The sequence below is a fragment of the Neorhizobium galegae genome (assembly GCF_021391675.1).
Classification (GTDB): domain Bacteria; phylum Pseudomonadota; class Alphaproteobacteria; order Rhizobiales; family Rhizobiaceae; genus Neorhizobium; species Neorhizobium galegae_B.
The window spans coordinates 1,619,545-1,632,880 of record NZ_CP090095.1; the positions used below are offsets into that span (position 1 = coordinate 1,619,545).

General features: G+C 62.0%; 10 protein-coding genes. All 10 read left to right on the plus strand.

The annotated features are described in order from the left end of the window. Nucleotide 1 precedes the first annotated feature (1 nt). The 10 genes from nuoL to LZK81_RS08165 all read left to right on the plus strand — a co-directional run bounded on the left by nuoL (nt 2) and on the right by LZK81_RS08165 (nt 12,391). On the plus strand, nt 2-2,002 hold the full coding sequence (gene nuoL / locus LZK81_RS08120) for an NADH-quinone oxidoreductase subunit L (protein ID WP_233955775.1): 2,001 nt from the start codon (nt 2-4) through the stop codon (nt 2,000-2,002). Continuing rightward, nucleotides 2,002-3,513, plus strand: coding sequence for an NADH-quinone oxidoreductase subunit M (locus tag LZK81_RS08125; RefSeq protein ID WP_046624263.1), 1,512 nt, complete (start codon nt 2,002-2,004; stop codon nt 3,511-3,513). Before nuoL ends, LZK81_RS08125 begins: the two co-directional genes overlap by 1 nt. Nucleotides 3,514-3,531: 18 nt before the next feature. Next, nucleotides 3,532-4,974: an NADH-quinone oxidoreductase subunit NuoN gene (nuoN, locus tag LZK81_RS08130; RefSeq protein ID WP_046609943.1), complete on the plus strand. Its 1,443-nt coding sequence runs from the start codon at nt 3,532-3,534 to the stop codon at nt 4,972-4,974. A gap of 2 nt (nt 4,975-4,976) precedes the next feature. Continuing rightward, nucleotides 4,977-5,747, plus strand: coding sequence for a biotin--[acetyl-CoA-carboxylase] ligase (locus tag LZK81_RS08135; protein ID WP_233955778.1), 771 nt, complete (start codon nt 4,977-4,979; stop codon nt 5,745-5,747). Between the two features lie 9 nt (nt 5,748-5,756). After that, entirely contained in the window at nt 5,757-7,424 is a 1,668-nt protein-coding gene (locus LZK81_RS08140) for a ribonuclease J (protein WP_046609945.1), read from the plus strand. A 265-nt stretch (nt 7,425-7,689) separates the two neighbouring features. Continuing rightward, nucleotides 7,690-8,094 carry a methylmalonyl-CoA epimerase gene (gene mce / locus LZK81_RS08145; protein WP_046605494.1) on the plus strand — a complete coding sequence of 135 codons (405 nt, stop codon included), beginning with the start codon at nt 7,690-7,692 and terminating at the stop codon, nt 8,092-8,094. 101 nt (nt 8,095-8,195) lie between these two features. Continuing rightward, complete coding sequence (locus tag LZK81_RS08150) at nt 8,196-8,465, plus strand: DUF1467 family protein (protein WP_233955780.1); 270 nt, start codon at nt 8,196-8,198, stop codon at nt 8,463-8,465. A 540-nt stretch (nt 8,466-9,005) separates the two neighbouring features. Continuing rightward, nucleotides 9,006-10,331, plus strand: a complete 1,326-nt coding sequence (gene proS, locus LZK81_RS08155) for a proline--tRNA ligase (RefSeq protein ID WP_233955782.1) — start codon at nt 9,006-9,008, stop codon at nt 10,329-10,331. Between the two features lie 54 nt (nt 10,332-10,385). Beyond that, entirely contained in the window at nt 10,386-11,693 is a 1,308-nt protein-coding gene (locus LZK81_RS08160) for a lipoprotein-releasing ABC transporter permease subunit (RefSeq protein ID WP_046624260.1), read from the plus strand. 14 nt (nt 11,694-11,707) lie between these two features. Further along, complete coding sequence (locus LZK81_RS08165; RefSeq protein ID WP_046624259.1) at nt 11,708-12,391, plus strand: ABC transporter ATP-binding protein; 684 nt, start codon at nt 11,708-11,710, stop codon at nt 12,389-12,391. Nucleotides 12,392-13,336 lie beyond the last annotated feature (945 nt).

Here is a 13,336-nt window from a genome sequence, read left to right on the forward strand (position 1 = left end):
CATGATCTACAAGGCAATCGTCTTCCTACCCCTGATCGGCTTCCTGATCGCCGGCCTGTTCGGCCGTTCGATCGGCGCAAAGGCGTCCGAATACGTCACCAGCGGCCTGATGATCGTCGCTGCCGTGCTCTCCTGGATCGTCTTCTTCAACGTCGCGCTCGCCCATGGCGAAGCAGGCGAAGTGATCAAGGTTCCGGTGATGCGCTGGATCCAGTCCGGCGGCATCGACGTCGAATGGGCATTTCGCGTCGACACGCTGACGGCGGTCATGTTCGTCGTCGTCAACACCGTCTCGACGCTCGTGCATGTCTATTCGATCGGCTACATGCATCACGATCCGCATCGTCCGCGCTTCTTCGCCTACCTGTCGCTGTTCACCTTCGCGATGCTGATGCTGGTTACGGCCGACAACCTCGCCCAGATGTTCTTCGGCTGGGAAGGCGTCGGTCTGGCGTCCTATCTGCTCATCGGCTTCTGGTACAAGAAGCCGTCGGCCTCGGCTGCCGCGATGAAGGCTTTCATCGTCAACCGCGTCGGCGACTTCGGGTTCGTTCTCGGCATTGCCGGCGTCTTCGTCCTGTTCGGCTCGATCAGCTTCGAGACGATCTTTGCGGCTGCGGCCACCTATCTTCCGGCCGCAGGCTCGCCGGAAGCGTCCCAGGCGATCGTCAACATCTTCGGCATGGAACTGACCAAGAGCGGTGCGATCACCATCGTCTGCCTGCTGCTGTTCATGGGCGCGATGGGCAAGTCGGCGCAGTTCCTGCTGCACACCTGGCTGCCGGACGCCATGGAAGGCCCGACCCCGGTGTCTGCGCTCATCCATGCCGCGACCATGGTTACCGCCGGCGTCTTCCTGGTCGCCCGCATGTCGCCGATCTTCGAACTGTCGCCCAACGCTCTTCTCGTCGTCACCGTCATCGGTGCGATCACCGCCTTCTTCGCGGCGACCGTGGGCCTTGTCCAGAACGACATCAAGCGCGTCATCGCCTATTCGACCTGCTCGCAGCTCGGCTACATGTTCGTGGCGCTCGGGGTAGGGGCCTATGGCGCAGCGATCTTCCACCTCTTCACCCACGCCTTCTTCAAGGCGCTGCTGTTCCTCGGCGCCGGCTCGGTCATCCATGCCGTCGATGGCGAGCAGGACATGCGCTACATGGGCGGCCTCAGGAAGCACATTCCGGTCACCTTCTGGATGATGACGGTCGGCACGCTGGCGCTGACCGGCGTCGGCATCCCGGGAACCATGTTCGGTTTCGCCGGCTTCTTTTCCAAGGACGTGATCATCGAAAGCGCCTATTCGTCCCATTCGGCGGCGGCCGGCTTTGCCTTCACGCTTCTGGTCATCGCCGCGCTGTTCACCAGCTTCTATTCCTGGCGTCTTGCTTTCATGACCTTCTTCGGCAAGCCGCGCGCCTCCGCCGACGTCATGCACCATGTGCATGAATCGCCGATGGTGATGCTGGCGCCGCTCTATATCCTCGCCGCCGGTGCGGTTCTCGCCGGCGTCCTGTTCGAAGGGTATTTCTTCGGCCACGAGTATGCCGAGTTCTGGAAGGGCGCGCTGTTCACGCTTCCGGAAAACAAGATCCTTGAAGAGTTCCATCACGTGCCTGTCCTGGTCGCCTGGAGCCCTTTCATCGCCATGGCGGTCGGTTTTGTCACGGCCTGGTATTTCTACATCAAGTCGCCTTCGACGCCCCGTCGTCTCGCCGCTTCGCAGAAGGTCCTCTACGAGTTCCTGCTCAACAAGTGGTATTTCGACGAACTCTACGATTTCCTCTTCGTCCGCTCCGCCAAGGCGCTCGGCCGGTTCCTGTGGAAGAAGGGTGACGTCGGCGTCATCGATACCTACGGCCCGAACGGCGTTGCCGCCCGCGTGGTCGACGTCACCAACCGGGTGGTCAAGCTGCAGTCCGGTTACCTTTATCACTATGCGTTCGCGATGCTGATCGGCATCGCCGCCCTCGTCACCTGGATGATGCTCGGGAGCTCGATCTAATGACCGACTGGCCAATTCTCTCGACGGTCACCTTCCTGCCGCTGGTCGGCGTGCTGTTGCTGCTTCTGACACGGGAAGACGGACCCTTCGGGCGCCGCAACATTCTCAACGTCTCGCTGTTCACGACGGTCTTCACCTTCATCGTTTCGCTGTTCATCTGGATCGGCTTCGACAATTCGAATGCCGGCTTCCAGATGGTCGAGAAGCATAACTGGCTCGGCACCGGCATTTCCTACCATCTCGGCGTCGACGGCATCTCCATGCTGTTCGTCATCCTGACGACCTTCCTGATGCCCTTCTGCGTGCTCGCCAGCTGGAATACGATCGAAAAGCGCCTCAAGGAGTACATGATCGCCTTCCTGCTTCTGGAAGTGGTCATGACCGGCGTCTTCGTTTCGCTCGATGTCGTGCTCTTCTACGTCTTCTTCGAAGCGACCCTCATCCCGATGTTCGTCATCATCGGTGTCTGGGGCGGCAAGGACCGCGTCTACGCGTCCTACAAGTTCTTCCTCTATACGCTGCTCGGCTCGGTGCTGATGATGCTCGCCATCATGGCTATGTACTGGCAGGCCGGCACCACCGACATCACCGAGCTGCTGAAATACGGCTTCCCGGCCGGCATGCAGACCTGGCTCTGGCTCGCCTGCTTTGCGGCCTTTGCGGTCAAGATGCCGATGTGGCCGGTCCATACCTGGCTTCCGGACGCGCACGTCCAGGCGCCGACCGCGGGCTCGGTCATCCTTGCCGGCGTCATGCTGAAGCTCGGCGGTTACGGGATGATCCGTTTCTCGCTCGCCATGTTCCCGATCGCCTCGGAACATTTCGCGCCGCTGGTCTTCGCGCTGTCGGTCATCGCCATCATCTACACCTCGCTGGTGGCGATGATGCAGGACGACATCAAGAAGCTGATCGCCTATTCGTCGGTCGCCCACATGGGCTACGTTACCATGGGCATCTTTGCCGCGAACGTGCAGGGCGTGCAGGGTGCGATCTTCCAGATGCTGTCGCACGGCATCGTCTCGGGCGCGCTCTTCCTCTGCGTCGGCGTTGTCTATGACCGGCTCCACACCCGAGAGATCTCGGCTTATGGCGGCCTCGTCAACAACATGCCGAAATATGCCGTCGCCTTCATGATCTTCACCATGGCGAATGTCGGCCTGCCGGGCACGTCGGGCTTCGTCGGCGAATTCCTGACGATCATCGGCGTCTTCCGGGTCAACACCTGGGTGGCCCTGTTTGCGGCGACCGGTGTCATCCTCTCGGCCTCCTACGCGCTCTGGCTCTATCGCCGGGTGATTTTCGGGGCACTCGAGAAGGAAAGCCTCAAGGGCCTGCTCGACCTTTCCGGCCGCGAAAAGCTCATCCTCTATCCGCTGATCGCGCTCACCATCTTCTACGGCTTCTATCCGGCACCGATCTTCGATGCGACGGCAGCATCGGTAGACCTGCTGGTGAACAATTATTCCGCAGCCCTGGCAGCAGCGAAAGACCTTGCACTCAACGTGCACTGAGACGGGACACGACTGGACATGACCGCTGAAATTCTCTCCCTAAGCCTGCAGCTCTCGATGCCGGAGATCATCCTGGCCGTGGGCGCGCTCGCTCTTCTGATGATCGGCGTCTTCTCCGGCGACAAGTCCGCGCCGACGGTGACGGGGCTTGCGGTGGCGCTGCTCGCCGTCGCCGGCCTCTGGCTGATCTTCATGCCCGGCGAGGGCGTTGCCTATGGCGGCGCTTTCAAGCTCGATGCCTTCGGCCGCTTCATGAAGGTCCTGGCGCTCATCGGTTCGATCACCGCCATGGTCATGTCCGTCGGCCATGCCAAGTCGGATCAGCTCAACCGTTTCGAGTTCCCGGTCCTTCTGGTTCTGTCGACGCTCGGCATGCTGCTGCTGATCTCGGCGAACGACCTGATCGCGTTCTATCTCGCCCTCGAACTGATGTCGCTGGCGCTCTACGTCATCGCCGCCTTCAACCGGGACAGCCTGCGCTCGACCGAAGCCGGTCTGAAATACTTCGTCCTCGGCGCGCTCTCCTCCGGCATGATGCTCTACGGCATGTCGCTGGTCTACGGCTTCACCGGCAATACCGGCTTCGAAGGCATCGCCAAGGTTCTTTCTGCCGAGACCCGTGGCCTGGGCCTCATCTTCGGCATGGTCTTCGTGCTCGCCGGCGCCTGCTTCAAGATCTCCGCCGTGCCGTTCCACATGTGGACGCCGGACGTTTATGAAGGCGCACCGACCCCGGTCACCGCCTTCTTCGCAGCCGGCCCGAAGGTTGCCGCCATGGCGATCCTGGTTCGCATCGTTTCGGACGCCTTCCTGCCGCTCGTTGCCGACTGGCGCCAGATCATCGTCTTCGTATCGATCGCCTCGATGCTGCTCGGCTCGTTCGCCGCGATCGGCCAGCGCAACATCAAGCGGCTGATGGCCTATTCCTCGATCGGTCACATGGGCTATGCGCTTGTCGGTCTTGCCGCCGGCTCCGAGACGGGTGTCTCCGGCGTCGTCCTCTACATGACCATCTACATGGTCATGACGCTCGGCACCTTCGCCTGCATTATGGCGATGCGCCGCAAGGACGGTGAAAATGTCGAGAATGTCGACGATCTCGCCGGCCTGTCGTCCACCAAGCCATTCATGGCGGTGGTACTGACTGCACTGATGTTCTCGATGGCCGGCATTCCGCCGCTCGCTGGTTTCTTCGCCAAGTATTTCGTGTTCGTCGCGGCGATCGAAGCCAAGCTTTATGCACTGGCCGTCATCGGCGTGCTCTCCTCGGTCGTTGGCGCCTACTACTACCTGCGCATCGTCAAGCTGATGTGGTTCGATGAAGCCAAGGGCGAGTTTGCCCGCATCTCCGGCGAACTGCGCCTGGTCTTCGGTCTTTCCGGTCTGTTCGTCACGGCCTATGTGCTGATCGGCGGACCGATCGGCACGGCGGCGAGTGCGGCCGCGAAGTCCTTCTTCTGAGAATGCCGGGAGCAAGGGGCCGCTTCTCGCTCGATGCGTTCCGCCACGAGGCGCTCGACGAGGTCGGATCCACCAATAGCGAATGTCTCGCCCGCGCTCGCGCGGGCGATTCCGGTTTGTTGTGGCTGACCGCGACACGCCAGCTCGCCGGCCGCGGCCGCCGTGGCCGAGCCTGGACGTCGGAGCCCGGCAATCTCTATGCCTCGTTGCTGCTGATCGATCCTGCGCCACCGGAGAAGATCGGCTCTTTGCCGCTCGCCGTCGCCGTCGCCGTCCATACCGCCGTCAGGTCGGTTCTGCCGCCGGGCGGCGAGGCGCTTGATGTCAAATGGCCGAACGATATCCTGATCGGCCGCAAGAAGACCTGTGGTATTCTACTGGAAGGCGAGGGACTGCCGGATGGCCGTCGCGCACTCGTCATCGGCATCGGCATCAATATCCGCCATATGCCTGACAGTGCAGCCTATGCCGTGACCCGGCTTGCCGACCACGGCGCCAATATTTCGTCGGAAGAGCTTTTCGCGCATCTTTTCAGGGAGATGGCGCAGGTTCTGGAATCCTGGGACGAGGGCCGGGGCACGCCCGAAATCAGCCGGCGCTGGCGCGAAGTTGCTTGCGGTATCGGCGAAAAAATCACCGTGAACCTGCCGGATCGCTCGCTTGTTGGCACATTCGCAGGTATCGATGACAAAGGATTTTTGCTGCTCGACACCGGATTGGGCGCGTTGATGTCGATCGCCGCCGGTGATGTATTTTTTCAAGGAATGGAATAGACAAAGAAAATGGCAAACCAAGAAGAACTGGTGTTTCTGCCGCTGGGCGGCGTGGGCGAGATCGGCATGAACCTCGCCCTCTACGGCTATGGCACGCCGGAGAAGCGCCAGTGGATCATGGTCGATTGCGGCGTGACTTTTCCGGGGCCGGAGCTGCCGGGCGTCGATCTCGTGCTGCCGGATATCCGCTTCCTCGCCAGCCAGCGCAGCCATCTCAAGGCGATGATCATCACTCATGCGCATGAGGACCACTACGGCGCCATGAACGACCTGTGGCCGGGCCTCAACGTGCCCGTCTACGCCTCGCCGTTCACCGCCGGCATGCTGGAGGCGAAACGCAACTACGAAGGTTCGCGCGCAGAAATCCCGGTGACGATCTTCAAGGCCGGCGACCGCATCAATATCGGCCCGTTCGAGATCGAGGCGATCGGCGTCAACCACTCGATCCCCGAGCCGATGTCGCTGGTGATCCGCACGCCGCTCGGCAACGTCGTCCATACCGGCGACTGGAAGATCGACCATGCGCCGTCGCTCGGACCGTTCACCGACGAGGCGCGCTTTCGCAAGATCGGCGACGAGGGCGTGCTGGCGCTGATGTGCGACAGCACCAACTCCATGCGCGAGGGCGTTTCGCCATCGGAAGAGGAAGTCTCCGAGGGCCTGCGCCAGATCATCGAGGCGGCCGAGGGCAGGGTGGCGATCACCACCTTCTCGTCGAATGTCGGCCGCATCCGCTCGATCGCGCAAGCAGCCGACGCCGCCGGCCGCGAAGTGCTGCTGCTCGGTTCGTCGCTGAAACGCGTCGTCGGCGTCGCCCGCGACATCGGCATCATGGAAGGCCTGAAGCCCTTCATCGCCGAGGATGAATACGGTTATATCCCGCGCGACAAGATCGTGGTGATCCTGACCGGCAGCCAGGGCGAGCCGCGCGCGGCCCTTGCCAAGATCGCCCGCGACGAGATGCGCCACGTGGCGCTGACGTCAGGCGATACGGTGGTCTTTTCCTCCCGCACAATTCCCGGCAACGAAAAGGCGATCATCGAGATCAAGAACGGCCTGATCGAGCAGGGTATCAAGATCGTCACCGACAGCGACGCGCTTGTCCACGTCTCCGGCCACCCGCGCCGCAGCGAACTGGTGCAGATGTACGAATGGACCCGCCCGCAGATCCTGGTGCCCGTGCACGGCGAGGCCGCGCATCTGACGGCCCAGGCCGAGCTCGGCGCATCCGCCGGCATCAAGACCATTCCGCGGGTCCGCAACGGCAATATCTTGCGCCTCGCGCCCGGCCCGGCCGAGGTCATCGGCGATGCGCCGCATGGGCGTATCTTCAAGGACGGCAAGCTGATTGGCGATTTCGAGGAAATGGGTATCGGCGACCGCCGCAAGCTTTCCTTCGTCGGCCATGTCTCCGTCAACGTCCTGCTCGACACCCGCTATGACTTCGTGACCGATCCCGATCTCATCGCCTTCGGCCTGCCGGAATTCGACGATGAGGGCGAGGACATGGAGGATACGCTCTACGACGCGGTGCTCGGCGCCGTCGAAAGCATCCCGCGCGCCCGCCGCAAGGACCTCGACATGGTCCGCGAGGCAATCCGCCGCGCCGTCCGCTCCACCGCCAACGAGGCCTGGGGCAAGAAACCGATCGTGACGGTGTTCGTTACTCGTCTCTGAGGGACGGGTGGTTCGGACGTCCGTTTTGGAGTGAGACGATGCCCCGAGTCGATCTCCCCCCTTGAGGGGGAGATGCCCGGCAGGGCAGAGGGGGTATTGCGGCATACTCTCTACCACCGTATTTGCCGCACCGTCGCCACCCCCCTCTGTCACCTTCGGTGACATCTCCCCCTCAAGGGGGAGATCATAGGGAGCCCGCGGCACCGTCCGCATCTCTATAGGCAGCCGCTCCAAAACCGCCTAACCTGCACTCGGGAGGACAAACATGCTCGGACGCGTCAATCACATCGCCATCGCCGTGCCGGATCTTGGCATCGCGACCACGACCTATCGCGATACCCTCGGCGCCCGCGTCTCCCAGGCCCAGGCCTTGCCGGAGCATGGCGTCACCGTGGTCTTCGTCGAACTCCCCAACACCAAGGTGGAACTGCTCGAGCCGCTCGGGCCCGATTCGCCGATCGCGGCCTTCCTCGAGAAGAACCCGTCCGGCGGCATGCACCATATCTGCTATGAGGTGGACGATATCATCGCTGTCCGCGACAAGCTGAAGGCGGTCGGTGCGCGGGTCCTCGGAGACGGCAATCCGAAGACCGGAGCCCATGGAAAACCTGTGCTTTTCCTGCATCCGAAGGACTTCAACGGCACCCTGGTCGAGCTAGAACAGGTCTGAGTCCCGCAACTTTGACATCACGTCAGGGCATGCAGGTTTGAGCTTGCCGGCCTTTAGGCCTATAAGGCGCCAATTCTTCGAACCGGAATCGAGTCGAAACCATGCCGCTTTTGACGGTCGCCGCCATCTACTTCATCATCTGGTGGACCGTGCTCTTCATCGTCCTTCCGCTTGGCTATCGCAGCCAGCAGGAAAACGGTGAGGTGACCAACGGTACTGTGGAAAGCGCCCCGGCCCGGTTTCGCGGCGGCCGCGTCATCCTGCTGACGACGGTGATCTCGACGGTGCTCTATCTGGGCTACTACGTCGCATCCGCCTATCTCGGCGTCGGCATTGCCGATATTCCCGTCATCGTACCGACCTTCGACTGAAGCGCACGAATGAGGCAGGGTCGTCGGGAACCTGTCATTCCCCTGTCATGATTTGCGGGCATAGGAGCGGCGACGAAGGCACCCGCGTGACCGTTCGGACTGGCGAGAAAGCAAAAAAAAACAAGGCGGTTAAGCCTTGTTTCTAGTGTCGCGTGATCCTTAACCGTTACCGGGGCTGCGACAAGCGCGCCTAAGATCTGATCCTCCCAAGACTTGACCGCGAAATGGCAAGAATTTGAACTCCTTGCCTCTTTTGTGAGCTGAACCTAGCTCAAAGGATGTGCTTTGTCATCTGGTTTTTTGTATTTTTGCTACACTTCTTTAAAATTTTTCAGTTGACAAAAATGTCGCACGCTTGCCATGAAATTTCCGCTTTTTGCGGGTCTGAAGTGCTGGCGCAGATTCGTGAACAACGTGCGATTCATGCTGGGGCGGGTTCCCTTGGAGCCCCGGAACGGCTATGTACCCTCCCAATATTGTTGAAGAAAACGGCCGATTCCTCGCGTCCTGAGGGTAGGCCCGACAACCTCGGAAATCGCGATGCGCCTGTCCCGCTATTTTATGCCCATCCTGAAGGAAAACCCCAAGGAAGCGGAAATCGTGTCCCACCGGCTGATGCTGCGTGCCGGCATGATCCGCCAGCAGAGCCAGGGCATCTATTCCTGGCTGCCGCTCGGCAAGCGCGTGCTCGACAAGGTCAATGCCATCGTCCGTGAGGAGCAGAACCGTGCCGGCGCCATCGAGGTGCTGATGCCGACGCTGCAGTCGGCCGAACTCTGGCAGGAAAGCGGCCGCTACGACGCCTATGGCAAGGAAATGCTGCGCATCAAGGACCGCCAGGAGCGGCCCATGCTCTACGGCCCCACCAACGAGGAAATGATCACGGACATCTTCCGGTCCTACGTCAAATCCTACAAGAACCTGCCGCTCAACCTCTACCACATCCAGCTGAAGTTCCGTGACGAGATCCGTCCGCGCTTCGGCACCATGCGCTCGCGCGAATTCCTGATGAAGGACGCCTATTCCTTCGACCTGACGAAGGAAGATGCCGAGCATTCCTATCGCAAGATGTTCACCGCCTATCTGCGCACCTTCTCCAGGCTTGGGCTTCGCGCCATTCCGATGCGCGCCGATACCGGCCCGATCGGCGGCAACCTGTCCCATGAATTCATCATCCTTGCCGAGACCGGCGAGTCGGAAGTGTTTTCCCACAAGGATTTCGTCAATTTCGACATCCCCACCACGGACACCAATTTCGATGATGTCGAGGCCATGCAGGCGGTCTTCGACAAGTGGACCTCGGTCTACGCCGCGACCTCGGAAATGCATGACGAGGAAGCGTTCAACGCCATTCCCGAGACCGACCGGCTGTCCGCCCGCGGCATCGAGGTCGGCCACATCTTCTATTTCGGCACCAAATATTCCGAGCCGATGGGCGCCAAGGTGCAGGGACCGGACGGCAAGGAGCACCATGTCCACATGGGATCTTACGGTATCGGCCCGACACGCCTTGTTCCCGCCATCATCGAAGCATCGCATGACGACAACGGAATCATCTGGCCGGCATCGGTCGCGCCGTTCGACGTCGTGGTCATCAACATGAAGCCGGGCGACGAGGCTTGCGACCGCATCTGCGAAACGCTCTATGGCGGCCTCGAAACGGTCGGTAAGGACGTGCTCTACGACGATACGGACGAGCGCGCCGGCACCAAGTTCGCGACCGCCGACCTGATCGGCGTGCCGGTTCAGGTGATTGTCGGACCCCGCTCCGCTGCGTCAGGCGAAGTGGAGGTCAAGGACCGCAAGACCGGCGAGCGCGAAACGCTGACCGTCGAAGCGGCCATGAACAGGCTCGCCGGCCGATAAGCCGGTCGGCGTATCACGGCGGATTTCCCGCCTTCGGCAGGTTGAGGAAAAGGCATGGCGAGTGTCGCGGCGAATGGTGAAGCGGTAAAGGCGGGCGGTTCGCCCGCGGCCGGTCCTTTCTCGGCCTTCGAGCGGATGGTCGCCTGGCGCTACCTGCGCTCGCGCCGCCGCGAGGCCTTCATCTCGGTCATCGCCGGCTTCTCCTTCATCGGCATCATGCTCGGCGTCGCGACGCTGATCATCGTCATGGCTGTCATGAACGGTTTCCGCACCGAGCTCATCTCGCGCATCCTCGGCATCAACGGTCATATGATCGTCCAGCCGATCGACGGGCCGCTCACCGACTACGCCGAACTCACCCAGAAGTTTGCAGCCGTGCCGGGTGTGCGGATGGCGCTGCCGCTGGTCGAAGGCCAGACGCTGGCATCGGGCCGTGGCGGTGCGGGTTCCGGCGCGCTGGTGCGCGGCGTCCGTCCCGAGGATCTCGAAAAGCTCTCCGAAGTCGCCGGCAACGTCAAATCGGGCGATATGGTCGGCTTTGCGTCGGGGCAGGGCGTGCTGGTCGGCTCCAGGCTCGCAGCCCAGCTCGGCCTCTCCGCCGGCGACCAGATCACCCTGATCTCGCCGGAAGGCGACGTAACGCCGATGGGCGTCAATCCGCGCGTCAAATCCTATCCGGTCTCCGGCATTTTCGAGATCGGCATGTCGGAATACGACGCGACGATCATCTATATGCCGCTCGAGGAATCGCAGCTCTATTTCAATGCCGAAGGCCTGGTGCAGTCGATCGAGCTGTTCGTCGACAATCCCGACGATATCGACGATCTGCGCCCGAAGATCGAAGCGGCCGCCGGGCGGCAGATCTTCATCACCGACTGGCGGCAGCGCAACCAGACCTTCTTCTCCGCGCTTCAGGTGGAGCGAAACGTCATGTTCATGATCCTGACCCTGATCGTGCTTGTCGCGGCGCTCAACATCATCTCCGGCCTCATCATGCTGGTGAAGGACAAGGGCAGCGATATCGCCATCCTGCGCACCATGGGCGCGGGCGCGGGTGCGATCATGCGCATCTTCTTCATGACCGGGGCGGCGATCGGCCTCGTCGGAACGTTCGCAGGCGTCCTGCTCGGCGTTGTCGTCTGTCTCAACGTCGAATCGATCCGCCAGTTCTTCTCCTGGATCTCGGGGACCATCCTCTTCGATCCGCAACTCTATTTCCTCAGCCAGTTGCCGGCGGAGATGAGCTTTGGCGAGACCTTCTCGGTGGTCATGATGGCGCTCGTCCTCTCCTTCATCGCGACCATCCTTCCGGCATGGCGGGCCTCCCGGCTCGATCCTGTCCAGGCCCTTCGATACGAATAGGACCCACATCCTTCATGGCACCCAAAACCGTCTTGCAGCTCTCGGGCGTCGAACGTCACTATGGCCAGGGCGAGACCACGCTTTCGATCCTGAAGGGGGCTGATTTCGACCTGAAGACCGGCGAGATCGTCGCGCTGGTCGCTCCGTCGGGCACTGGCAAATCGACGCTTCTGCATCTCGCCGGCCTGCTCGAACATCCGGACGCCGGCGAGGTCTTTCTCGCCGGGCATGCCTGCAACGGACTTCCCGATGCGGAGCGCACGGCCATGCGCCGCAACCAGATCGGTTTCGTCTACCAGTTCCACCATCTCCTGCCGGAGTTTTCCGCCGTCGAGAATATCATGATGCCGCAGCTGATCGCCGGTCTTTCCAAGGCCGAGGCGAAGGAGCGGGCAAGCCAGCTTCTGGACTATATGCGCATCGGCCACCGCGCCGAGCACCGTCCTTCCGAACTGTCCGGCGGCGAGCAGCAGCGCGTGGCGATCGCCCGTGCGGTTGCCAACGCCCCGCGCGTGCTTCTCGCCGACGAACCGACCGGCAATCTCGACCCGAAGACCGCATCCTATGTCTTCGACGCGCTGGAGGCCCTGGTGCGCCAGTCGGGCCTCGCGGCCCTGATCGCCACCCACAACCACGACCTCGCCAGCCGCATGGACCGCCGCGTGACGATCGAAGGCGGCAAGGTCGTCGAGATGTGAAGAGGCGGGCTGCTTCACCCATAGCGCCCACCTCCTGCCATGCCCCTCATCCTCCTGCCGGACCATCTCCGAGTCTTGACGTCAGGGCAATCGCATATGAAGGCGTGGGGCGGTGCGTGGAGCCCCTCCCCCTTGTGGGGAGGGGTTGGGGAGGGGTCTTCGCTCCGCGTTAAAACCCCTCCCGCCTGCCGGCCACCCTCCCCACAAGGGGGAGGGTTAGGAATGCCGCGCTGTCGCGTTCCATATGCGATCGCCCTTACGCCCAGCGGGGATGCTCCCGAACACCTCCTCCCACCTTTTCGGCACCTTAACCCCAATCCACATCCCCTCTCATCCCCGCCCTCCCGGCCCGTGCCTACAATCCCGCCGTTCCGTCGCGGATATACCGGCAGGCGTGCCGGCGAGGCGGGACCGGCGCGGACGTCAAGGGCAAGACGCAAAACCTTGGCGTTCGGGTTCGCGGAAAATGGTCTCCCTCCGGGGACAACGGGGAGAGATGAAGGCAACGGACCGAGCCTTCGTCTCTTGAAGCCCGAAAGCGCGCGCCGGACGTGCCTGTGCGGCACACATGGTGGCTGACCGGATGGTGTCGCCGGATTTTTCAAAGTCCGACCGACCCTCGTCCTCGGGTTAAACCCGAGGATAACCCGAGGGCATCGGAGAAACCGGCGGAGATCCATGGAAGCATTTCCGATCGAATCGGATGGGGCGTCCCGGGTCATACGAACACCGTCCGGAAGAGCCACGGCAGAGGGACCGGAGTCGTGGGCATAAACCGCCGAACGGGGCGCTGAGAGGTGTCACTTATTACTTACCTTACGAGGCAGCTTTCAGCGCCCCGTCCGAAATTGCTCATGCCCGGATGGTCACCCAGTCCGGATGTATCCGCATGCGCCGATCCGGCCGAAAATCCCACCGTTAACGCCTTGTTTACCAGGTGAGGGA